Raw genomic sequence first — 24,062 nt, 5'->3', positions numbered from 1 at the left:
AAGAAGAGGGCGGAGTTTCCGACGTTCTACATATACTAGGGCTGCTGAGCTTTTACCTGCCAGCCACCACCTAACGCTTTGTAAATAGCCACTAAATTAAGACCTGATGTAATTTCGCTGTTTGCCAGCGTATCTTCAGCTTCGAGCAGTGTACGCTCAGCATCCAATACATCAAGAAAATTATCATAGCCACTATCAAAACGATTTCTGGCCATGGTGGCAGATTGCTTCGCCGAAGCAGCCGCTTGTTGCAGTTCGGCACGTCGTTGTTCTTCATTTGAGAAGTCACTCATGGCGGATTGAATTTCTTCAAGCGCGGATAACACTGTTTTTTCATATCGTGCCAAGGCCGCATCAGTTTGGGCATCAGCCTGGTCGACGTATGCTTTGAGACGATCGCGATCAAAGACTTGCCAACTGATTGATGGACCAATTGAACCCGCGAGGGCTGATGTACCAAAGCTACTTAGGTTTGTCGAAATGAAACCGAGTGAGCCGAGAATACTTACCTTGGGAAATAAGTCCGCCACCCTCAGATTGTAATCAGCCACGCTGGCAGCCAGTGAACGCTCTGCTGAACGAATATCCGGGCGTCTGTTTAGCAGTTGTTGAGCATCACCGACTGCCACGCTGAGTGGTAAAGATGGCAAGGCTTTGCTCTGAGACAAGTTGCTACGCAGAGCATCTGGCACTTGCCCTGTGAGAACCGACAGGCTGTTGATAGTTGAGTCTATCTGCGCTCTCAGCGGTGGAATAGTTGAACGAGTCAGACTTAACTGTGTTCTGGCCCGACTTACATCCAGGGCGCTGGCGCCACCAGCATTGAGTATTTTTTCTGTTAATTCAAAGGTTTCTTTTTGGTTCTCAGCATTGCGCTGAGCAATATCCAGCCGATATTGAGCACCACGCAATACAAAGTACTGCCTGGCGACTTCTGCAGCGACACTGACATACATTTGTTGTAAATCAGCAGCGATAGCTTGTTCCTGAGCAAGCTGAGATTGAATGCCGTAACTGACACGACCGAAAATATCTAATTCCCAATTGGCATCAAATCCGGTCTCATAAATATCCGCTGCTCGCGTTGTTGAGTTTTGTGCTTCTTCAGAATACAAATTCCGGCTGTAGCCAGCGTTTGCGTTAACAGTCGGGTATCTATCTGAGCCAACCGCTCTTGATAAAGCCCGAGCCGCTTGCAAGTTTGCCAGTGCGATACGTACATCAAGGTTATGTGATAAAGCCTCTTCAACCAATTGACTGAGTTGGGGATCCTGAAAGGAAGTCCACCAGTCAGCAATCGGTTGCTGTGCCGTAGAAAATTGGTAGCTGTCATCGCTCAGTTGGGTGCTTTCAACTGAACTATCCGCGGTGGGGGACTGATAATCACGAAATTGAGCACAGCCGCTAATGGACAGGCTAATTAATGTACAAAGCATCAATTTTTTCATGATGTTTCTCCTGTCGTTTTCTCAGGCTTAAAGTGAAGTGCAACCCGACGACAAATCACATAAAACACCGGCGTAAATATCAGGCCGAAGAAGGTGACCCCTAACATGCCCGAAAACACAGCGACACCTAATGCTTGTCGCATTTCAGCACCTGCACCTTGAGCAATGGCCATGGGCACAACCCCAAGAATGAAAGCAAATGAAGTCATCAGGATTGGACGCAGACGTAATCTGGCGGCTTCAACAGCTGCATCCCAGACAGACCGGCCTTGACGTTCCAATTCTCTGGCAAACTCGACAATCAAAATAGCATTCTTTGAGGCTAAACCAACCAGAACAACCAAGCCTATTTGCGTCAGAATATTGTTATCCATTTTTGCCAGATAAACACCGGTAATAGCGGATAACAAACACATCGGCACAATCAGGATGATAGAAAACGGCAATGCCCAACTTTCATACTGTGCTGCCAGTAATAAGAAGACAAATACCACGGCCAGCAGGAAAGCAAGGGCGGCTGTGTCACCGGTCGCTTTCTCCTGATAAGCTATTTCAGTCCACTCATAACCAATGCCATCAGGCAGAATTTTGGCGGCTAAATCTTCCATCGCATCAAGTGTTTGACCACTACTAAAGCCATCAGCACTACTGCCCATGACACCCGCTGCTGGATATAAGTTATAGCGTGGCACACGCGAAGGGCCAGACGTATCCCGTACTGTGGCAAAAGAGCCTAACGGCACCATATCACCATTGGTGCTTCTGACCCGGATTCTCAGCGCATCATCTACCGTTAAACGATCTTCTGCTTCAGCCTGAGCTGTTACTCTAAATGTTCTTCCTAAATAATTGAAATCATTAACATAGACAGAGCCAATAAACACTTCTAAAGCCTCAAATACGTCAGCGACGGGCACGTTAAGACGTTCGGCTTTATTACGATCAATATCCAGGTAGATTTGAGGATTATTGGTATTAAAGAACGAATACACCGCTGTGGTGGCAGGACTATCAGGACTATTCGCGGCGGCTGCCATATCGGTAGCGGCCTGCTCTAAAACTTTTAAGCCACGACCACCACGGTCCTGCAGCATCATTTTGAAGCCACCCGCACTACCAATACCGGGTACAGGAGGACGCTCAAATACCGCTACTTTGGCTTCTTTGAAGCCAGCAGCAACAGCCCGCATATCACTGAGGATGGTTTGATATTTAATCCCTTTAGCAATGCGATCTTCAAACGGCTCTAAAGGTGTAAATATGACGGCTGCATTCGATTGTATGGTTCTGGTCGCACCAGAAAAACCCGTAAAGCCAACCGCGTTTTTGACACCTGGCACTGACAACATTTGATCAGTAACAGCCTGAACCACTTTATCCGTGGCATTAAAGGAAGCGCCATCAGGCAGTGTAATGGCCACAATCAAAGAGCCTTGATCCTGCGTTGGAATAAAGCCAGTAGGTACGCGGTTAAACTGAAATGCGGTTAAGGTCATCAAGCCCGCATAAATCACTAACATAATGAGTCCCATACGGATGGTTTTACCAACAAACCAACCATAGCGAGCAGATAAACCTTCCATCCCCCGGTTGAAACCATTAAAGAACGCTTTAACCGGTGAGCGATACCATTTAACCGGTTTTTCTGGCTTATTCTTGTCATGAGACTTCATCAAAATCGCGGCTAAAGCCGGTGATAAGGTTAACGATACCGCCACAGAAATCATTGTCGCCACAGCGATGGTGATACCAAAGGCTTGATAAAATTCGCCTGAAATCCCTTCGAGGAACAGGGTAGGCAGGAACACCGCAACTAATACCAGCCCCATGGCAATTAATGCCGAGCCTACCTCATCCATGGTTTTACGTGCTGACTCACGGGGAGAAAGACCATTTCGCAGGTTTCGTTCCATATTCTCGACGATAACAATGGCATCATCCACCACGATACCGATGGCTAAGACCAGGCCGAATAACGTCAGGTTGTTTAACGAGAAACCAATGGCTGACATCACTGCAAAGGTACCAATAAGCGATACCGGGATAGCCACAATAGGGATAATCGCTGCACGCCAGGTTTGCAAGAAAACCAGAATGACAATCACCACCAGAAATACGGCTTCATACACCGTCATTTTCACCGCATCTACCGATTGTTCGATAAAGTCAGTCGGGTTATAAGCAAACTCATAGGTCATACCTGGCGGGAAATCGGCCGCGATATCTTCCATTTCAGCTTTGATCTGATTGGCTGTTTCAATCGCATTGGTGCCCGGGCGTTGGAATATAGGCAAGGCTACGGCTTGTTTACCACCTAAATAACCTTTTGTGATGTATTCCTGTGCCGCTAATTCGATGCGAGCTACATCACGCAGCCGAACGATACGGCCATCATCACTGGCTTTGACAATAACTTCACCAAACTCTTCTGGGGTGGTTAATCGTCCTTGTGTCTGAATAATATATTCATAATAGTTTTGATCGGGTTGTGGAGCACGGTTTAAGGTACCGCTGGCAACCTGAACGTTTTGGCTGCGGATAGCCGATATCACATCACCTGCTGCAATATCATACGACTGAAGTAAGTCAGGTTTTAACCAGATACGCATCGCGTAATCTGAGGCGCCATAAACCGGTACTTCACCCACACCATCAATACGACGAATACGGTCACGAATATTCAATACACCATAATTAGCGAGGTAGTTTTGATCGTAGGTTCCATCGGGAGAGGACAGGTTGATAACGATCATCAGATCTGGCGAGTTCTTCTTGGTGGTGACACCTAGAGCACGGACACTCTGTGGTAATTTTGCTTCAGCAATCGCCACCCGGTTTTGTACTAAGACTTGCGCGGTATCCAGATCGGTTCCCAGCTCAAAGGTAACTGTCAGGGTCATCGAGCCATCGGCAGATGATTGAGAGTACATATAAAGCATGCCCTCAACACCATTCACTTCTTGCTCAATCGGTGTGGCTACCGTTTCCGCCACGGTTTCGGCTGTTGCGCCAGGGTAAGTGGCGGAGACTTGTATGGTTGGTGGTGCTACTTGTGGGTATTGCTCAATCGGTAAACTCAGGTAAGCCATGTAGCCAATAATGACAACGATGATGGAGAGTACCGAAGCAAAAATAGGCCTATCAATAAAGAATTTTGGGAAATTCACAGTCGCTTATTCCTTATTAGTGTTTGTCGTGTTCGTTGTTTCATCAGAAGCTTGCTTGCCTAAAACATTGATAGGTTTCCACTCAAGCTCGACCACATTCGGTGTCACTTCCTGCCCACTGGCTTGTATACGTTGAATGCCATTCACCACCACTTTTTCATTACCGGTTAAACCTGTGCTGACCACAATCAGATCATTTTCAAGTAAATTACCGACAGTGACATACTGACGTTTGATGGCATTATTCTCATCAATGAGATAAACAAACTTTTTATCCTGATCCGTATTGATAGCATTTTCAGGTACCAATACGGCGTCGTAATTGGCACGGCCCAGCAAGCGAGCACGGCCAAACAGTCCGGGATAAATAATCCCTTCATCATTATTTACCGTCGCAGTCGCCTGGATAGTGCCTGTGGCACTATCGACCACATTGTCGACGAAGTGCATAGTGCCTTCGTGGTAGAACTTATCTTCGTCCATCAATTTGATATAGATAGGATTAGGGCTGGAATCACTACTTGGGCGTTGGCCTGCACGATCAAGACGGATGTATTTCAATAAATCGCCTTGTGAACCTTCGAAACGGAAGTGGATAGGATTGGTGCTAACGATACGGGTCAAAATGGTCTGGTTTTCTTCGACCATATTGCCAACATCAACATAGCTATCACTAATTTTACCGTCGATAGGAGAGGTCACTTCAGTAAAGCCTAACTGGAGCTTGGCATTGTTTAATGAGGCTTCGGTAATCTGAAGCTCCTGGAAACGTCTATCGACTTCTTCTTGCGAAATTGCATTGGACTCACGTAATAGATGGGCACGATCCAATTCCTTTTTAGCGAGCTCATATTGAGCCTGAATTTGCCTTAACTCATAACGAAAAGGACGCGGGTCAATCACGTACAACACATCACCTTTTTTAACTTGCTGACCATCTTTAAACTTTTTCTCGATAAGGTAGCCAGTGACACGGGCCCGTAAATTGACGTTGCTAATGGCTTCAAAGCGACCTGTAAACTCATCCCAATCGGTCAGTTTGTGTTGAAGCGGAATGGCAACATCGACTTCAGCAGGCTTGGCTTGCTGTTGTGGTGCCTGACTCTCTGGCTCAGAGCAGGCAACCAGCATCAGGGAAAAAGCAGAAAGCAGTGTTAAAGGAATGGCTCGCATGATAAACATCTCTATATAAATAAATTCAATCAGGTTGTTTGCTTCAGCAACAAAAGGCGAATATATACACCTTGATGTGTAATTTTCATCAAGTCTAAGTGGCTATTGTTAGCCCTACATTAGGCTGATCTTAATGTTCACTTAATGTTATTAACCATAATAAGTGTGTAATTCTTGGGAATCATCTATGTATATTTTGTTGGTTGAAGACAATGACATTGTCGGTGATGGCATTAAACAAGGTCTGGAAACGCTCGGTCACAGCACAGATTGGGTGACAGACGCTAATACCGCCAATCAGGCCATTCAACATGTCGATTACGATGTGGTGATTCTTGATCTATCATTGCCAGATTACGATGGCATGACACTACTTACTAATTGGCGGCAGAATAAGATATTAATTCCAGTCCTTATCCTCACGGCACGTGACGCCATACCAGACAGGGTGACTGGATTATCAGCCGGGGCCGATGACTACCTCACTAAACCTTTTGACTTTGATGAGTTGGTAGCTCGGCTGCAATCCATCACCCGTCGCATCGCTGGTCGGGCAGACAACGTTATCACCTTTGCCCATATCAGCTATAACCCCACTAAGGGCGAAGTTAAAGCTAACGGTCTGCCGGTGAAATTATCCAAAAGTGAATTGATTGTACTGGAAGCCTTAATGCACCAACCTGGTAAAGTTGTTAATACAGACCAACTTCAGGACAGACTTTATGGCTGGGCTGAAGGTGTGGCAAGTAATGCCGTCGCCGTGCATATACACAATCTGCGTAAGAAACTCGGTACCGATCTGATATGTACTGAACGTCGCTTAGGCTACTTTTTGGCCGTTGATAAATAATGAAAGGCAGCTTAAGAAATAAGTTATTAATCTCAGTACTGCTGGTCACGGGTATTTTATGTCTGGCTATCGGTCCGTTTATGTATCACACCATCAAAAGTGATGTGAAAGAGATTTTGGATGACCGCCTGGCTGCATCAGCAAAAATGCTGTCTCACATAGTGCACCAATACGATGTGAAAAATGAAAAACCATCATCGTCACTGACTAATGAACTCATACAACAGATTGAACAAAATAAAGATAATACTGAGGTTATTGTATGTAATGTCACACGCATCGATGGTGAATTAATTATTAGCACAGAAGACGGTAATCAAGACGTGCTGACTTCTGTGAAAGATGGTTACAGCTTTATTCGTGACAATGGCACCATCTGGCGTGTATTCAAACTGACCGAACATGGTATTTCAGTCACTACTGCTGAGAAGCTGGATAAACGTCGTCAGCTCTTCAATATTGTGTTAATTGGGGTACTTATTCCCTGGATTCTGGCTGTTCTGACCTTAATTATCTCCCTGTATTTTATTATCCAGCGTGTCTTTAAACCGATGACACAGCTACAGGACCACTTTGATAAACACACGGGTAACAGTTTAACGCCAATAGAAATTGAGGATGTGCCGAGTGAAGTTAAAGGTGTGATTGCCGGCTTTAACGCCTTACTCGCCAGAGTCAAAGCGGTGCTGGAGAGTGAGCGTCGTTTTACTACAGATGCAGCTCATGAGCTGAGAACACCACTGGCGGGTATTACTACACAGCTTCAAGTAGCCATGCTCAAACAAGGTGAAACCGTTGATAACAATCTCAAGCAAGCTAACCTGGCCGTCAAACAGCTAACGGAATTGCTGGATCAGTTATTAATGCTGGCAAGACTGGATGCCGAGCAAATGGCGTCCATTACTGTCAGCAGTTCGGCGAGTGAGATTACCGCAAAAGCGCTAATGCCATTGCAGGGTATGATTCAAGAAAGTCAGATCCAGATTCATAAAATTATCCATAGTGAACAGGACTTGTTGCTACCACAGGAGTTGGTAGCAGTGGCGATTAGAAATGTGATCAAAAATGCCATTCAATTTTCTTCAGCGGAACAATCGGTGTCTATTCTGGTGACTGAGCAACCAGACTTTGTCACCTGGCAGATCACCGATGAAGCAGGGGGCATCAATCCCGACTTATTACCCAATGTGACCAACCGCTTTGTACATGACAAGAAAAAAGGTAATTTCGGTTTGGGATTAAGTATTACCAAAGCCGTCATTGATATCCTGAATGGTAAATTGACTATCAACAATACAAAAGCAGGATTACGTGTCGATATTTCATTGCCATATTCCAGCCATGAGCTCAACTCAGAGCAAACACTCAACTAGCTATTTATGATGAATAACAGCTTAAAAGCAATGTGTATTTTGTTGGTTTCGGTGTTTTCACTAAGCGCCTGTACAACAAAAGATTGGCGAATAGCCAGCCGTGAATCAGCCGGTATTGCAGCCGATCCGGCGACACAGAAACAAGCCATTATTGAAGTCTATGCCGCGGATGCCTTTAGCTGGCGCGGCTGGTTTGCCGTGCATACCTGGATTGCCATAAAACCAGAAAATGCAGCAAGTTATACGGTCTATGAAGTGGTTGGCTGGCGTGTAAAGCGAGGTTTACCAGCATTACGGGAATATCAAACCACCACACCTGACACCTATTGGTATGGCGCCAGACCGGAAAAAATCTTATCTCTGCATGGGCAGAAAGCCGCCAAGCTGATCCCCAAAATCAAAACGGCGGTATCGCATTATCCTTGGGCTAATGACTACACCTTATTTCCCGGCCCTAACAGCAATACCTTCCCAGCCTGGGTGGGGTTACAAGTCAAAGAGCTGGGCTTAAAAATGCCATTTCGGGCTATCGGTAGTGGTTACGCAGATTAATCAGCCGTCTTTTTAGGTAATAAGGCTAAAAAGTTATCATGAGCAATGGCTTTAGCCACATCGGCGGGTAAGGCATCCAATATCGGATCAAAGCCATGCATAATTTTACCCAGGTTATCAAAGCTACCGACCACATCACTACCAATCACAAAGCGGCTTGGGTATTGTTCCAACAACGCCAGCCATTTAGCACGAGGCTGACCTTTTTCATTTAATAAATAGGGTTCAATCATCGTCCATGACAAATCAATGGTCAGATTATCGTATTTGTCTAATAGCTCTTGCAGAAGGGGGCGGATAAAGTCCAGCTCCTCCTGATGACGATGTAACTCTTTACTGGTGCCAGCATGGGCCCAAATAAACTTCACGTCAGGATTCTTGTTTAAAGCATCCTCTAACTCTTCTAAATACAAAGGGTTACGCTCACGTTTTGAGGTGATATTACTGTGCAATAACACCGGTAAATCATACTCAGCAGCCAACTTATAGACTTTCATCATTGCTTCACTATTGGCACGGGGTGCACTGCCGTGAATCAATGCAGTTAGATCATCATGGCGGGTAAAAACTTCACCAATGCCTTGCCAAAAGCCGGGATTTAATTCTAAAGCGCGACGTATATGATTCACCGAGTTTTTATCATCGGGATTAAAACCAGACAAAAAGGGAATAAAGCGTTTTTGTTGTTCGGGGTTGAGTGATTGTATGGCAGCGTGTAATTCAAAGTCGGTAGCGCTATACCAGTAAATAGCCGCATCATCACCGGCATAATAACGGGGTTTTTTGGGTTCATTTTCATGCCATGTTTTCGCAACCGGAATCCCCATAATCACCGCTTGCGTAATATCACTTTCATCCATGGCCTTCAGTAAGGCCGGCATGCCATCTGTTTCCTGGAAAAAGTCGACGTAGTGTAAATGTGCGTCGATGTAATCACGAGCTGACACAAGCTGACTGGTCAGCAGTAAAGAAAAAGCGAGTCCTGTTTTTAACGTCATTGTTAAGTGTGTTTTTATTATTAAAGGTATTCAGAGTGTCATTTCAGCCGAGAGTTCACATGGCTATTCAGGCAGGCATAATGCCATAGATATACTGATAAGTGTTTCCTGATAATAAGCCATGATAGGCTTACCCTGACGATAAAACATGGAGTATGACTGCTGTGCAGACCAATATTAAAAACTACTTAGCGGTAACAACGACTATTGCCAGTTCAGGCCAGCCTGCAGTCAATGAGTTTGAGCAAATTGCAGAGCAAGGTTATCAAGTCATTATCAATCTGGCGATGCCCGATTCCAGTTCAGCTATTGCAGATGAAGGCCATATTGTCACCAGCTTAGGCATGACCTATGTTCATATCCCCGTACCCTTTGATGCCCCTAAACAGAGCCATTTAATCCAATTCTTTAATGTCATGGCCGGACTTTCGGATAGAAAAATCTGGGTTCACTGTGCGTTGAACTACCGGGCATCCGCATTTTTGTATCTTTATCTGCGTGTCATTGAACAACTGCCTGAGCATGAAGCCAAGCAAGCAATGCTGCCATCATGGCAACCCAATGAAACCTGGTCTGCGTTTATCACGCAATCTGAAGCGATGCTGTTAGAAGCGGTAAAATAGCTCCAGGCTGATACACTAACCCGGAGCCCTGTCATGGTTTACAGGTTTAAATCACTCAAACTAGGGTGGTCATCCGGTCTTCTGCCTAATGCCCAGTGAAATAAACGGTCGGATTCTTTAATAGGCAAATCATTAATGCAGGCAAAACGACGCTGCATTAAGCCTTGCTCATTAAATTCCCAGTTTTCATTACCATATGAGCGAAACCAGTTACCGCTGTCATCATGCCATTCATAAGCAAAGCGCACAGCAATACGGTTTTGTTCAAAGGCCCACAGTTCTTTTATTAAGCGATAGTCGAGTTCTCTTGCCCATTTTTTCTGCAAAAAATCTCTCACTTGGTCACGACCTCGTGGAAATTCAGCACGGTTACGCCAAATCGTATCTTCGGTGTAAACCTGTGCAACACGATCTGGGTCGCGACTATTCCAGGCATCTTCAGCCATGCGGACTTTTTGTGTCGCCGAGGCTTCATCAAATGGCGGAAGAGGGGGCTTAATGTCAGTTGTCATAGTGTTTGTTCTCCAATATTAGATTTGTAGGTTGATGCCTGGCATGGACACATAGTCTGGTAAAGACTCAAACCGTGCCAGCCAAGCACTGATATTCTGATAGTGACTAAGATTGACCTGGCCTTCATGAGCCAAGGCCAGATAAGGGTAAATAGCAATATCAGCAATGCTTAACTTGTCAGCGACTAGCCACTGTCTATTGGCTAAATGACGGTCAATGATGTTCAACAACTTCGTTGTAGTATCAGTGGCGTGTTTAACGTCGATAGGTCGGCCCATTTTATGGTGCAGACGTAATCTGGCCGGACCATTTTGTAGCTCATTCGCGGCCGTAGATAACCAGCTTGTGATCTCGGCTAATAGAATAGGATCCTCACTCCACCATTGTTCACCGCCATATTTTTTAGCCAGATAAACTAAAATCGCGTGACTATCACGAACCACCACACCTTGATCATTAATCGCAGGTGCCTGCCCAAATGGATTTAATTTCAAAAAATCTTCACTTAACTGTTCAGTCGTCCCCAAATCTAAATCGTATATTTGATAATCCAATCCTAAAAAGCGAAGCATTAGCCTGACTTTATGGCAGTTACCAGATAATGGAATGTTATATAAAATCATAATCAAGACACTCTTTTAAAGGCTAAATAAAATAGCCTTATCAATTAATTACACGCTAATCATCAACTAAAAACTGCGCTATTTCATCCTGCGTATAACGTGGCGTAATATACTTTGGGCAGTTCCAGTCCATCGCTTCCAGCGTGATAACAATACCTCGCTCAACTGGAGCACGAAACTCAGCCACCTCAAGTTGCTGAACCAGACTGAAATTATCTTGTTCATGGACCAGTTCAGCACGGCCCCATAGTTTCAGTCGCCGTTTTTCGGCATAGTTCATCAAAAATAAACACACCTTATTATTACCAACAATATTACCTACCGTGAGATATTGCCGGTTGCCAGCAAAGTCAGCAAAGCCAATTTGTGTCTCATTCAACACTTTCAGAAAACCTTTTGGCCCACCGCGGTGCTGAATATACGGCCAACCATCCTCATTGGTGGTTGCTATATAGAAGCTATCCTGTTGTTCGATAAACTTTTTTACTCGGGCATCAATAAATACTTCATCCGTTACACCATGTTCCAGTGTCTGATAAAGCGCGCGACTGCCCATATCAGACTGCACCTGTTTCACATGATCGGTGAACGCGATTTTGGTAAACGCTCTGGCCATATTACGCTCCTCAGAATAACTGCCCGGCCAGAAGGCCGGGCACACTCTGCTCTACGCCGCCTGATTCAAATCGACTTTAGGAAAGTCAATTTCGACACGACTGGATTTACTCAGAATATTCGTTAATAAGTTAATGCCTGTATGGGTAATCACTTCGACAATATCGGCATCAGTAAACCCTGCATCACGCATTTCCTGTAGTTCAGCGGTCGTCACATCACCTGTGTGCTCAGCCAGTTTGCGTGCAAACTTCACAGCCACAGCGGCTTTCGCATCATGGCTGTCACCCTGACGGTTGGCGGTTATCTCATCACTGTTGAGTCCGGTTTTACGTCCGATAGCCGTATGCGCTGATAAGCAATAGCTACATTCATTTTTCTGGGCCAGCGTTAATGCAATTCGCTCACGTGTGGCGGCATCCAAAGAGCCATTGCCAGCAATATGGTGAAAACCCAGAAAGGCTTTCAGTGCATCCGGTGAATTGGCAAACACCCGAAGGAAATTGGGCACGATGCCTAATTTTGCTTTAATGGCTGCAAATAATTCGGCTTGTTCGTTATTAGCAATATCGTCTGTGACGGTAGTGATTCTGCTCATGTTTGTTCTCCTGTTGTCAGTAATTAATGCTGTTGTGTTTCCAGCGAGAACATTATTGGCTATTATCAGAAATATAATAATCAGCCAAATGATTAATTAACTATTGCATAAAGTGGAATAATAAATGGACCGATTACACTTAATGACGGTGTTCGTGGCCGTGGTGGAAAACGAAGGTTTTGCCAGTGCCGCCCGTAAACTCAGACTAAGTCCTCCCGCCGTCAGCCGGGCCGTATCAGAACTGGAAACCCGGCTGGGTGTAAAACTGTTACACCGAACCACCCGACACTTGCAAATCACCGATGCCGGGCAACGTTATTACAAAGATGCCAAACAAATAGTCGCCTTATCCGAAGAGGCCGATGATGCCGTCAGAGGCAGAAATGCCATCCCCAAAGGGCTGGTCAGAATTACTGCCTCCGTATTATTCGGGCGGCTTTATGTGATGGATGGGCTTATCAGTTATTTAAAAAACTACCCTGAAATGCAGGTGGATGCACTATTTGTCGACCGTGTCGTTAATATGCTGGAAGAAGGAATTGATGTCGCGATACGAATTGGTGAACTACAGGACTCATCGTATAAAGCTATTAAAGTCGGGGCTATTCGTCGGGTTTTATGTGCATCGACGCCATATCTGAAGGAACATGGCTACCCGAAAAAACCAGAAGACTTAGCCGACCACAGAATTATTCTAGCCAGAGGTTTGAGCCCAAGTAATGAACTGAAATTCACCGATAATGGCAAAACCACCAGTGTCAGAGTCAATCCATTTTTAACCGTCAGTGATAATTTCTCGGCAGAAAAAGCCGTGTTAGCCGATATGGGCATTTCTCGATTTCTGTCTTATCAAGTCGCCGATAGCCTGGAGAGCGGGGCATTAAAAATCATTCTAAGCGAATACGAACATCCCCCCGTCCCCGTGCATGTGGTGCACAGAGAAGGCCGTTATTCTTCTGCCAGAACACGGAGCCTGATTGACTGGATGGTAGAGCACCTACGTTCACAAACGTCGTTGAATTAAACGCAAAACAACTAGCTATCCAGAGTCGATATGCTCTGGATAGCCGATATGATCAGTGTGTATCTCTACTATTAAATACGAACTTATCCAACGCTATTTTGCCTGGTCCCCAAAGCAATAGAGAAAATAGCAATCCACCCCAGATAACGTGTAATAAAAAAGTCGCCGCAGGCATTTCTGCCAAACTGATAACGGCCACAAAATTAAATATAAACAAACCGATAGCGGCTACCGGGGTTAATAACCCAATTAGCAGCAACACCGGTAAAGCAATCTCGGCTGCTGTGCCAAGATAAGCTGCAATATCATGTCTTAAAAACGGCACGCTATATTCGTATTCAAATAAAAACAGGGTGGACTCCCATTCTTTTAATTTATTAAATCCAGCAAAGAAAAAGACAGAGAACAGGTAAAACCTGACACTGAGTAAAGTCAGTGATTCAAGTACCGATCGCGCCTTTATAAGTTGCCCGCTATACGGGACGCGTAAATTAAGATAAGTCATCGTGTTTTCTCCTGATAAAAGCCAGTGATAAGCCCCTCACTGGTGGATTGTTGTAACCACGTTTCAAAATTAAATTGAGGATTAACCTGGTCCAGTGCATCAGAAATACCGCAGCCGGAAACAGTGAGTCTGAGCCAATCGATCTCAGCCTCATCCACCTCACGGACATTGGCCTTCCACTGAGGTCGCCAAACCAGAGCGTGTTGACCGCTGCCATCTGAGAGTTTGTTTTTTGCCTGTTGAAAAAAAGATTGGCGTTGATGTTTATCTGAGGCCTGATGTGCCTGCCAGATATCAACCACGGGATAATTCGATTCAAGCAGCGCCACGCCAGCACAATATTGAAGTTTCAGGCTTGCTAAGTTAGCTTCTGGTGCAAGATCAAACCCGGTTATATTAACCACATCACACGCACGCTCAGCTTCATGGCAAAGCCAGTCGAGCCTGGCACAGTCTTTAATGAATGGATAATCGTCCAGATCCTGATGTTGTTCTAACCAGTCTGGTAGGGTTTCCCCCCACATGCCCCAGTCACCTTCGGTCAATAGTTCATGCTGGATAAAGTCCCTTATCAACAAGCTAAACACGTCCTCACCCAGCAGTTGAACGACGGTTGGATAAGTGATGGCTAAGGCTCTATTGGCATTCATCAACAGATTATTTCTGTAGATAGAAACTGCCTCTGTGCTGTACGGGGAAGTTGTCTGCAGCCAAAGTGCCTGAAATAAATCTGACTGATAATTAGCCATGGCCAGACACCTTATTTGCATAGTCCTTAGCGCGCATAGCTTCGTCGATAAGTTCGGACCATTCGGGTAATCTGCTATCCCATTCAACTAAGGTAGGTACATGACCAAAACGTTGAATGGCCGCTGAATAAGCCATCCAGCAGTCATCACTGACTGGGCCACTATGATCATCAATCCACATTTCAGCTGAAGGCTCGGCAATGCCGGCTAAATGAATTTCACCGACAAAGTTCGTATCCAATTCTGAAATGAACTGTAAAACATCATCTAAAGGTGATTGTGACTGTTGATTGACCGCATTGGCGTGAAGATTGTGAACATCCAGCAACACAGCACAGCCTGTCGACTGACAAAGTGAATTAAAAAATTCTGCTTCAGGTATGACAGAGGCCGTTATGGGTAAATACGACGAAATATTTTCAACAAGTAGTTGCTGACCAAAAACATCCTGCACGCGTCGGATATTACGACACATCGCCCTCAGTGTTTCCTTATCAAAGCGAAGTGGCAATAAGTCACCAGCATGCATGATATTGTCACCGTCACTCGACCAACTAAAGCAGGCATGATCCGATACTAATAGGGGTGAATAGCGTTCAATCAACCGTCGCATTTTCTGGATATGGGCCAAGGGCGGGGGAGTGAATGAACCCAACCCCAGTGAAGTACCATGAAAACTCAGCTTATACCGCTCAGAAATACGCTCCAATATGGCATGAGATACACCACCATCGGCAAAAAAATTCTCTGCATGCACTTCAACGAAGTCTATGGAGGCCGGTTCTAAGGCGGCTTCATAATGTTTGGATCGTAATCCTACACCGACTTGTATCATCTCAGCCTCCATAGGTTCGTCACGGGTCATTAGTTTGTAAGAAGCTTCTTCGCTTCATCTTTGGATAAGCCACCCAGATCGGTACAGGTACCGGCTGGCACCAGTTTCCATTCACCTGGATCGTTGTCCGTTTTAGATTGAGCGGCACATGAGTGCGTACCCGCCAAGTTGGCACAGTCGTTTTGACCTGCTTTCGCCACGCCGTAGCATTTTTCTTTACTCGCCGCATAGGCATTGATTGGGGCTGTTACGCCCAGTGATACAGTCGCTGCAATTGCAGCAGCAATAATTGCGTTGTTTTTCATCACTTCATTCCTTATATAAGTATTAAGCTTGGATAGTGTGGTCAATCCAGGCATGTACGTTTTCAACTGCCTGTGAGCCAATCAGCGAATCAACTGCACTGCCATTTTTAAACATGATGAGTGTCGGTACAGAGCGAACATGAAAGGTCTCACGAATGGCGGGCATATCATCGACATCCACTTCAGCCACACTAATATCGCTACGAGTCTTTGAAACTGACTCAATAATCGGGCTATAAATTTGGCAAGGGTTGCACCAGGAAGCTGAGATTTTCAGTAATAAATAGGCATGACGCTGTGCCTCAGCTTCTAGCTCGTCATGAGTAGTAATTCTTCGCATTGTTAAACTCCTTAATGAAAGCCCTGACTTACTCGAGCAAGTAAAGCCAGGGCTAAAGCACCTAAAATGTTTCAAGTGTTTTATCACTGAAAGTTTTGATGGTTGGCCAGGTGTCATTGGCATTGGTGATATAGCCAGGAATATCTTCAACCCAGAGTTTTTGCACATCTTTATTCAGGTTCAGATAGAGCTTGCCATCCACCACACGCCAAGCAGTTGGGTCTGTATCAAACTTTCTGCCTTTGGTGACGCCATAAGCACAAAAGCCACCGAACTGTGGGGCATATTTGGCTGGCTCAGCACGGAATAAATCGCGATTTTTTTCACTGCTAAAGTGATAAATCGCATTTTTATAGGTCGCGGTATATTCACTCGAACCTTTAGTGGGTGCCGCTTTGGTGAAATACGCCACTGGGTCATAACCCTGAATAGCCAGGTCATTGGCATTGGCATTCATATCAATATCTGCTGCCAATGTTGCTGCTGAAAGCGTGATCGCAACCGCTGCTGTAGTCGTCATTAAAAATTGCTTTATCATGGTTTACATCTCCGTTATAGGTATTTGTATTAATTACAGTTTAGATTCGTTACACATTAAGTGACTGATGATTTTCGAATCAGCGGAGACATTATTTCTCATTCAGATTTATAAAATAATAGGACGAATGATTAAAAAACTATTACGCAAACTGAAATAATTAAGCTGCAATGTTTTTCATAAAAATCAGTAGTCAGCCAGCTTGAAAGGGGAGAGACGAGATAACGTGGTTTATCACTATCGATAAATAGTGCTACTTTATGAGATTGATTATTACTTAGATCATCCAATATGCCATTCAGAAAAAAACCGCAACACAGAACTTTATTCGGTACGAAACAGCAGAGAAGGAATAAGGGAAAATGGCGTTGGATATTCTTTTTACTTTTGCTAACAACGGTTTGTGTCGCGATTTATCACGTTAACAAGCCTTTGCCCGCAGGTGTTAATTTCACCAGCCCCCAACGCACAGCCACGGATGTACAGTTTCTGGCAGACAGGACCTTCACCGTTGATGGTGAGCGCCAAACGCAGCAACAGATTTTCGATACCGTATTTGAGATGATTGCCAACGCGCGCCATATCGTACTGGTTGATATGTTTTTATTTAATGACTATCTGGGCAAGGGTTCGGAACAGCATATACCACTTTCAGATGAACTCAGCAACGCGTTGATTGCTCAGAAAAAGCGTTATCCGGATCTGCAAATACATGTTATTTCCGATCCCATTAATAGCCTGTATGGCGGGCTTCCTTCCAAACATTTTGTTGAGCTTAAAGCGGCTGGCATACCTGTCACACAAACTGACTTGACTCAATTACGTGATAGCAACCCAGCTTATTCCGGTTTTTGGCGTTTATTGATTCAGCCGTTTGGTAATAGTGAAGGCGGATGGTTACCCAATCCGTTTGGTGAAGGACAAGTCTCTGTAAGAAGCTATCTCAACTTACTGAATTTCAAAGCGAATCACCGCAAACTGCTTATCGCTGATAATGGCTCAGAATTAACCGCATTAGTGACCTCGGCCAATCCACATGATGGCAGCAGCGCCCATGGCAATGTGGCCTTACGTTTTAATGGGCCGGCGGCATGGGATTTACTGGAGAGTGAAAAAGCTATGCTGGCATTGTCAGGTAAAGCCTTAGCCGAAGTGGCACTTCCACAAAAGGCTGAAAACACAGACAGTAATCTCAGTGTGCAAGTCGTCACCGAGAATGCCGTAGAACAAGCCTCATTAGCCATGATTAACCAAGCTAAATCGGGTGATAAGCTGGATATGGCGATGTTCTACTTATCTGATCGGGATATTGTGGAAGCGCTGAAATCAGCACAAACACGAGGTGTCGTGTTAAGAGTGTTGCTGGATCCCAATAAAGATGCCTTCGGGCGACAAAAAAATGGTATTCCGAATCGTCCAGTGGCCCATGAATTAACGCAAGCCGGTATCATCGTTCGCTGGTGTGATACCCATGGCGAACAATGTCATGCTAAATGGCTGATGCACCGTGGCGCTGGTGAAACAACCATGTTACTTGGCTCAACCAATTTCACCAGACGTAATCTGCACAATCTTAATCTTGAAACCAGTGTGATTGTAAAAGGACCAGCCAACGCAGCACCTTTTCGGCGTGGTCGTAGCTGGTTTGATGAACGCTGGCATAATCTGTATGGCCGTCATTACAGCGTGGACTATGAAAACTATGCGGATGAAAGACGTTGGCCCCAACTGTTATATCGCAGCATGGAAGCCACAGGACTCAGTACGTTTTAGTTACAGCTAAAAATGGGATAACCCAAAAAGGGTGTCACGCCCAGATGGGCGTGACGATTCTGACAGGCAAAGATTTACTGAGCTTGTGGCTCTTCCAGATAACGGAAGAAGTCCGAGTCAGCATTGAGCATAAGCGTACTATTCGCACCCAAGGCCCGGTAGCTTTCCAGCGTACGGAAGAAAGAATAGAACTCGGCATCAGCGCCGAAAGCTTCACCATAAATACGCGTCGCTTCAGCATCTGCCTCACCGCGTATTTTCTCAGCATCACGTGCTGCTTCAGAACGAATACGACGCAGATCGCGTTCCATATTACCCAGGATTTCCTGGCTACGGCCCCGACCTTCAGAACGGAAACGTTCAGCAATAGACTGACGTTCAGCAATCATCCGGCTTTCTACCTGACGACGAACTGATTGAATGTAATTGACGCGTTTAATACGCACATCATCAAGCTCAATCCCCAGTGCTGGCATAGAATCCCGAGCCCGTTTCAGAATACCGGCTTCCAATAATTCACGACCCAGTTTTGGTTGTTTCTCCAAATTAACGTCACTGCGTTCAGCCAAAGCGGGATCATCTAACTCCGCGACATTCACTTGCCAGTCTTTCGAGCGAACGATCTCTTCCAGTTCGGTGGACGACACCATATCTCTTACCACCGAATCAATAATGTCATCGAGTCGAGTACGTGCACCAGCTTCATCGCGAACACTGGTTAAAAAGAGTAGGGGATCAGTGATTCTCCAGCGTGCCGTGGTATCCACAAGAATAAACTCACGCCCCAGTGTCGGAATCTGTGTCACATCACCATCCCAGACCAACAGACGTTTATCGAAATAACGGACATTCTGCCAGGGGAGTTTGAACTTCAGCCCCGACTCATTAATGACATCGCCAATTGGTTCACCGAACTGGACCACAATGGCTTGTTCAGCTTCATCTACAGTATAGAGAGTAAGGTTACCGAGGATAACGGCTAACACAACGATGAAGGCAAGTAGTGAGGTTTTCATTTGTCACCTCCAATGGTTTTACGATTCACATCAAGCAATGGCAGCGGCCCGACTTGGCCATCCTGCACCACCAAGATTTGTCCGATATTCGGCAGGATCTCATTCAACGTTTCCAGATAGAGACGTGAACGCGTCACCGTAGGGGCTTGTTGGTATTCACGCAGAACGGCACTAAAACGTGTACTTTCACCATCGGCCCGGTTCACCCGTTCCGTGGCATAACCTTCAGCCTCAGCGACGGTACGTAGGGCAGCACCCTCAGCGTTTGGAATCTCCTGATTCACTCGTTTTTGTGCCTCATTAATCATGCGTTCGCGCTCCTGACGGGCTTCATTCACTTCATTGAAAGCAGGTTGAACAGCAGGGGGCGGCACCACATCCTGCATTTCAACGGTGCTAATACGAATCCCGGCATCGTATTGGTTGAGTATCACCTGAATCTCATCACCGGCTTTCTGCTGAATCTCCACCCGGCCGATAGTCAACACCTCAGAGCCCAGCATATTACCGACGATGCGACGCATCACAGACTCGGAAATATCACGCAGGGTGCGGGTAGGTTCACGCATCTGATAGAGAAACTTGATGGGGTCTTCAATACGGTATTGCACCACCCATTCAACATCGATCATATTCAAATCGCCGGTGAGCATTAATGACTCATCTTCAAATTCGGCCGCACTGTAGGTGGAGCTTTCTCCCTGACGGGTTCCCCGAGTGCGAAAGCCAAACTCCTGTTTCAGCACACGTTCAGTCGCGACCAGTTGTATTTGATCAATACCAAACGGAATTTTGAAATGCAGACCCGGATCAGTAATCCCTTTGACGGAACCGAAGCGTTTCACCACAGCGCGCTGTTCTGGTTGCACCGTATAGAAAGAAGTCATTGCACCCCACACCAGCAGAATAAGTAGTAGGACGCCAATAAAACCGCCACCTAACTTGCCACGCGAAGGGCCGCGGCCACCACCAGTCAACTTTTTTATTAATTCAAACAGGTCGGGTGGGCCAGAAGGCCCTCGACCATCGTCTTTTACAGATTGAATCATCTTCTCTCTCCTTTATTTGAAAGGCCAGTCTACTCTTTAGGGGCGGCTGTGTACGGTATTGGGGCAAAATGGTTAAGAAGTAGTCTATGTTCGGGAGGTCGTGATTAGAGTGTTATAGAGATAAAAATCAAGTCACAAAGTGCTAGATAAATCCATATCACATGGTATCCTCCGTTGATACTCTTAACTCTGTATAGGCAATCAAGATAGTGTTTGAGCTGTATTGGCAGTCTGCATAAATGAATGTAGCAATAAATTAGGGAATGATATGAAGTTCAATGAAGATGCCCGAGTAAAAATTCCAACGATTCTACATTTGATGAAATTGGGCTATGAGTATCTATCCCTTAAAGATCAAACTTGGGATATCGACACCAATATATTCCCCGATTTATTCGGTGAGACTATTCTTAAGATCAACCCTGGCACTGAGCCAACCGATGTAAAAAGATTGCTTGCTGATATTAAATTAGAACTTGATAACGAAGACTTAGGCCGTGCTTTTTTTGAACGCATCTCAGAGCGTTCCAACACCAAGCTCATCGACTTTGAGAACTTCGATAATAACAGTTTTCATGTAGTCACCGAATTGACTTGCCAAAATGGTGACGAAGAGTTTCGCCCCGATATCACTCTGTTAATAAACGGAATGCCTCTGGTGTTTATTGAGGTGAAAAAACCAAATAACCGTGAGGGAATTCTGGCTGAACGTGACCGTATTAATAAACGTTTTCAGAATCCTAAGTTCAAGCGTTTCGCTAATATCACCCAGTTTATGATTTTCTCTAATAATATGGAGTATGACGATGGTGATCCAGAGCCAGTACAAGGCGCATTTTATGCGAGCAGCTCCTATCAAAAGCCCACATTCAACTACTTTCGTGAAGAAGAAATTTTAAACCTAACAGCAATATTAAAACCGCTATCAGATTCAGATGAACTTAAGGTTTTAAAAGATAATAACTTGGAAGTAATCCGCAGTAATCCAGAGTTTCAAACTAATAAGCAACCTGAACGGCCGACAAATCGTATCTGCACATCATTGTTGAGCCGTGAGCGCTTGGCATTTGTTCTGCAATATGCGTTGGCTTATGTATCTGAGCCAGATGGGCTACAAAAACACATTATGCGTTACCCACAATTGTTCGCCACGAAGTCGATTGAAAGTAAGCTTAATGATGGATTGAAAAAGGGGATTATTTGGCACACTCAGGGCAGTGGTAAAACCGCTCTTACTTTTTATAACGTACGTTTTTTAACTGATTATTTCCAACAGCAACAAATAGTCCCTAAGTTTTACTTTATTGTTGACCGCTTAGACCTGCTGCAACAGGCAAAAACAGAGTTCACTACTCGAGGTCTGACAGTACACACGATTAATTCGCGTGATGCATTTACGCGTGATATCAAAGCAACACAAGTGATCCACAACCATTCCGGTAAGCCAGAAATTACTGTGGTTAATATCCAGAAATTTGAAGATGATCCAGATGTGGTAACTACCAAAGACTATAACGTTGCTATTCAACGTATCTATTTTCTGGATGAAGTCCACAGAAGCTATAACCCAAAGGGTAGTTTTTTAGCTAACTTAAGTCAGTCAGATACCAACGCGATTAAAATTGGTTTAACTGGTACACCGTTATTGGGTGATGACTATAACTCACGTATGTTATTCGGCGATTACATACATAAGTATTACTACAACGCATCCATTGCTGATGGTTACACTTTAAGATTAATTCGTGAAGAAATCTCCACCCAATACAAAATCAAACTACAAAAAGCATTAGAAGAAGCTGAAGTGAAAATGGGGGATGTTGATCGTAAGCTCATATACTCTCATCGAAGTTTTGTTGAGCCGATGCTTGATTATATTATCACCGACTTTGAAAAAAGCCGTGGTGCGTTAAACGATAACAGTATTGGCGGTATGGTTATATGCGATAGCTCAGATCAAGCTAAGCAGATGTTTGAGATTTTCAATGAGATTTATGCTGAAAAAACTCTTATTAAAGAGCACATATCACATGAAATGTATGATTCGGTATTAGAAGTTGCTGAGCCATCCCCATCCTATGTGAAGTCAATCAAACAATCACAAAAGGTAAAAAAAGGTGCCTTGATCTTGCATGATGTTGGCACTAAAGATGATCGTAAAGACTGGGTAGAGGATTTTAAAGCAGGCAAGATCGATTTCTTATTTGTCTACAACATGCTACTGACTGGTTTTGATGCTAAGCGACTCAAAAAACTCTATCTTGGCCGGGTAATCAGGAAGCATAATTTGCTACAAGCACTCACACGTGTAAATCGCCCATATGAAGACTTCCGCTATGGTTATGTGGTTGACTTTGCCGATATTCGCAAAGAGTTTGATGCCACTAATCAAGCTTACTTTGATGAGTTGCAAGCTGAGCTAGGCGATGAACTTGAGCATTACTCAGACTTATTTAAATCTCCAGAAGAGATCAAACAAGAAATCGAGCACATCAAAGACGTACTGTTCCGTTTTGATACCGACAACATGGAAGAGTTCTGCAATCAGATCAGCCAAATACAAGACCGCGATACCATACTAGCGCTAAAGAAAGCCTTAGGTGATGCTCGTAGTTTGTATAACTTGATCCGCTTGCAAGGTGAGTATGACTTTCTCGATGAACTGGATTTTGCCAAGCTCAATGTGCTGTATCGCGAAACCAGCAACCATCTAGATTTACTCAACCTTAAAAACGATTTAGAAAGCGGCGAAGACACCAGTAACCTGCTCAACCGCGCCTTAGAAGACGTGATTTTCAAGTTTGTAAAAATCGGCGAAGAAGAGCTAGTTTTGGCCGACAAGCTCAAAAACACCCTACGCCAAACCCGCGAGGCGCTGGCCAGCAACTTTGACCAGCAAGACCCACAGTTTATTAGCTTAAAAGAAGAGCTAGAGCGCCTATTTAAGAAGAAAAACCTCAGCGAAGTGACTCAAGATGAAATGGTTGCCAATATTGACGCGCTGAATAAAATTCACGACCGCGTCAAAGAGCTCAACCGCCAAAACAACCAACTGCGGCAAAAGTACTTAGGCGATGCCAAATACACCCGTATTCATAAGCGCTTGCAAGAGCGCCAGCAAAGCCAAAGCGACATTAGCGAATCAGAACGTAAAATTTTTGAAGCATTGGCAGGCGTGAAACAAGATGCCGACGAGCAAGTACTCAACAATAGCCAAGTATTGGATAACGAAAGCTACTTCGAACGGCAAATGATGCCATTGGTGATTAGCCGTTTTATGAAAGAGCAAAACATCAAACTCAACGCCGACGCCTCGCGTTACATTAATCACCTCGTCGTCGCGGAATATTTAAAAGAATTTAATACCGGCAGCCAAGCGTGGTAATGCGGGTAAA

Annotated in this window: 23 protein-coding genes; 7 read left to right on the top strand and 16 right to left on the bottom strand. The window is 44.8% G+C overall.

Going from position 1 to position 24,062, the window contains the following annotated elements; all coding sequences use genetic code 11:
- Positions 1–35: 35 nt before the first annotated feature.
- From MAMP_RS05845 to MAMP_RS05835, 3 genes are read right to left on the bottom strand one after another with little or no spacing between them, the layout of a single operon-like run.
- On the bottom strand, positions 36–1,448 hold the full coding sequence (locus tag MAMP_RS05845; RefSeq protein ID WP_007145079.1) for an efflux transporter outer membrane subunit: 1,413 nt from the start codon (positions 1,446–1,448) through the stop codon (positions 36–38).
- Complete coding sequence (locus MAMP_RS05840) at positions 1,445–4,615, bottom strand: efflux RND transporter permease subunit (protein ID WP_007145078.1); 3,171 nt, start codon at positions 4,613–4,615, stop codon at positions 1,445–1,447. The genes MAMP_RS05845 and MAMP_RS05840 overlap by 4 nt, the downstream gene beginning before the upstream one ends.
- A gap of 6 nt (positions 4,616–4,621) precedes the next feature.
- Positions 4,622–5,788 (bottom strand): efflux RND transporter periplasmic adaptor subunit, encoded by a 1,167-nt coding sequence (locus tag MAMP_RS05835; protein ID WP_007145077.1) that lies wholly within the window; start codon positions 5,786–5,788, stop codon positions 4,622–4,624.
- Positions 5,789–5,975: 187 nt separating this feature from the next.
- Between MAMP_RS05835 and MAMP_RS05830 the strand changes: the two genes are divergently transcribed.
- Genes MAMP_RS05830 through MAMP_RS05820 form a run of 3 tightly spaced genes read left to right on the top strand, consistent with a single transcriptional unit; the run spans position 5,976 to position 8,563 of the window.
- On the top strand, positions 5,976–6,638 hold the full coding sequence (locus tag MAMP_RS05830) for a response regulator (RefSeq protein ID WP_007145076.1): 663 nt from the start codon (positions 5,976–5,978) through the stop codon (positions 6,636–6,638).
- Positions 6,638–8,011, top strand: coding sequence for an ATP-binding protein (locus tag MAMP_RS05825; RefSeq protein WP_007145075.1), 1,374 nt, complete (start codon positions 6,638–6,640; stop codon positions 8,009–8,011). Before MAMP_RS05830 ends, MAMP_RS05825 begins: the two co-directional genes overlap by 1 nt.
- A 9-nt stretch (positions 8,012–8,020) precedes the next feature.
- Positions 8,021–8,563 carry a DUF3750 domain-containing protein gene (locus MAMP_RS05820; protein ID WP_040576419.1) on the top strand — a complete coding sequence of 181 codons (543 nt, stop codon included), beginning with the start codon at positions 8,021–8,023 and terminating at the stop codon, positions 8,561–8,563.
- Here the strand turns inward: MAMP_RS05820 and MAMP_RS05815 are convergent.
- Positions 8,560–9,561, bottom strand: a complete 1,002-nt coding sequence (locus tag MAMP_RS05815; RefSeq protein WP_007145073.1) for an amidohydrolase family protein — start codon at positions 9,559–9,561, stop codon at positions 8,560–8,562. The genes MAMP_RS05820 and MAMP_RS05815 overlap by 4 nt on opposite strands.
- A 164-nt stretch (positions 9,562–9,725) precedes the next feature.
- Between MAMP_RS05815 and MAMP_RS05810 the strand changes: the two genes are divergently transcribed.
- Entirely contained in the window at positions 9,726–10,184 is a 459-nt protein-coding gene (locus tag MAMP_RS05810) for a protein tyrosine phosphatase family protein (RefSeq protein ID WP_007145072.1), read from the top strand.
- 38 nt (positions 10,185–10,222) lie between these two features.
- Here the strand turns inward: MAMP_RS05810 and MAMP_RS05805 are convergent, their stop codons facing one another.
- The 4 genes from MAMP_RS05805 to MAMP_RS05790 are packed head-to-tail and all read right to left on the bottom strand — an operon-like array spanning position 10,223 to position 12,533.
- Positions 10,223–10,696 carry a nuclear transport factor 2 family protein gene (locus MAMP_RS05805; RefSeq protein WP_007145071.1) on the bottom strand — a complete coding sequence of 158 codons (474 nt, stop codon included), beginning with the start codon at positions 10,694–10,696 and terminating at the stop codon, positions 10,223–10,225.
- A gap of 18 nt (positions 10,697–10,714) precedes the next feature.
- A complete protein-coding gene (locus tag MAMP_RS05800; RefSeq protein ID WP_007145070.1) occupies positions 10,715–11,320 on the bottom strand; it encodes a glutathione S-transferase family protein in 606 nt (201 codons plus the stop codon).
- Between the two features lie 55 nt (positions 11,321–11,375).
- The gene (locus MAMP_RS05795; protein WP_007145069.1) at positions 11,376–11,936 is read right to left on the bottom strand and encodes a pyridoxamine 5'-phosphate oxidase family protein; all 561 of its coding nucleotides are present in this window, start codon (positions 11,934–11,936) and stop codon (positions 11,376–11,378) included.
- A gap of 51 nt (positions 11,937–11,987) precedes the next feature.
- Positions 11,988–12,533, bottom strand: coding sequence for a carboxymuconolactone decarboxylase family protein (locus MAMP_RS05790; RefSeq protein WP_007145068.1), 546 nt, complete (start codon positions 12,531–12,533; stop codon positions 11,988–11,990).
- 124 nt (positions 12,534–12,657) lie between these two features.
- Between MAMP_RS05790 and MAMP_RS05785 the strand changes: the two genes are divergently transcribed.
- Positions 12,658–13,557, top strand: coding sequence for a LysR family transcriptional regulator (locus MAMP_RS05785; protein WP_007145067.1), 900 nt, complete (start codon positions 12,658–12,660; stop codon positions 13,555–13,557).
- Positions 13,558–13,609: 52 nt separating this feature from the next.
- Here the strand turns inward: MAMP_RS05785 and MAMP_RS05780 are convergent, their stop codons facing one another.
- From MAMP_RS05780 to MAMP_RS05755, 6 genes are all read right to left on the bottom strand, one after another.
- Complete coding sequence (locus tag MAMP_RS05780) at positions 13,610–14,062, bottom strand: DoxX family protein (RefSeq protein ID WP_007145066.1); 453 nt, start codon at positions 14,060–14,062, stop codon at positions 13,610–13,612.
- Entirely contained in the window at positions 14,059–14,811 is a 753-nt protein-coding gene (locus MAMP_RS05775; protein ID WP_007145065.1) for an HvfC/BufC N-terminal domain-containing protein, read from the bottom strand. Before MAMP_RS05775 ends, MAMP_RS05780 begins: the two co-directional genes overlap by 4 nt.
- Positions 14,804–15,646, bottom strand: a complete 843-nt coding sequence (locus MAMP_RS05770) for an MbnB/TglH/ChrH family RiPP precursor modification enzyme (RefSeq protein ID WP_007145064.1) — start codon at positions 15,644–15,646, stop codon at positions 14,804–14,806. The genes MAMP_RS05775 and MAMP_RS05770 overlap by 8 nt, the downstream gene beginning before the upstream one ends.
- Before the next feature lie 29 nt (positions 15,647–15,675).
- Positions 15,676–15,951: a BufA1 family periplasmic bufferin-type metallophore gene (locus MAMP_RS05765; protein WP_007145063.1), complete on the bottom strand. Its 276-nt coding sequence runs from the start codon at positions 15,949–15,951 to the stop codon at positions 15,676–15,678.
- Between the two features lie 22 nt (positions 15,952–15,973).
- A complete protein-coding gene (locus MAMP_RS05760) occupies positions 15,974–16,291 on the bottom strand; it encodes a thioredoxin family protein (protein WP_007145062.1) in 318 nt (105 codons plus the stop codon).
- 61 nt (positions 16,292–16,352) lie between these two features.
- Positions 16,353–16,829 (bottom strand): YHS domain-containing (seleno)protein, encoded by a 477-nt coding sequence (locus tag MAMP_RS05755; protein WP_007145061.1) that lies wholly within the window; start codon positions 16,827–16,829, stop codon positions 16,353–16,355.
- A gap of 291 nt (positions 16,830–17,120) precedes the next feature.
- On the opposite strand from MAMP_RS05755, the gene MAMP_RS05750 reads away from it, so the two are divergent.
- Positions 17,121–18,602, top strand: coding sequence for a phospholipase D family protein (locus tag MAMP_RS05750; protein ID WP_083821467.1), 1,482 nt, complete (start codon positions 17,121–17,123; stop codon positions 18,600–18,602).
- A gap of 74 nt (positions 18,603–18,676) precedes the next feature.
- On the opposite strand, the gene hflC is transcribed toward MAMP_RS05750, so the two are convergent.
- Both hflC and hflK read right to left on the bottom strand, forming a co-directional pair.
- The gene (gene hflC / locus MAMP_RS05745) at positions 18,677–19,618 is read right to left on the bottom strand and encodes a protease modulator HflC (protein WP_007145059.1); all 942 of its coding nucleotides are present in this window, start codon (positions 19,616–19,618) and stop codon (positions 18,677–18,679) included.
- A complete protein-coding gene (hflK, locus tag MAMP_RS05740; protein WP_007145058.1) occupies positions 19,615–20,667 on the bottom strand; it encodes an FtsH protease activity modulator HflK in 1,053 nt (350 codons plus the stop codon). The genes hflC and hflK overlap by 4 nt, the downstream gene beginning before the upstream one ends.
- Before the next feature lie 268 nt (positions 20,668–20,935).
- On the opposite strand from hflK, the gene MAMP_RS05735 reads away from it, so the two are divergent.
- Entirely contained in the window at positions 20,936–24,052 is a 3,117-nt protein-coding gene (locus MAMP_RS05735) for a type I restriction endonuclease subunit R (RefSeq protein WP_007145057.1), read from the top strand.
- Positions 24,053–24,062 lie beyond the last annotated feature (10 nt).

The sequence above is a fragment of the Methylophaga thalassica MP genome, from assembly GCF_000214595.1.
In the GTDB taxonomy this organism is placed as follows: Bacteria; Pseudomonadota; Gammaproteobacteria; order Nitrosococcales; family Methylophagaceae; genus Methylophaga; species Methylophaga thalassica.
The sequence above is the reverse complement of the archived record's forward strand: the minus strand, read 5'-3'. Positions and strand labels throughout refer to the sequence as shown.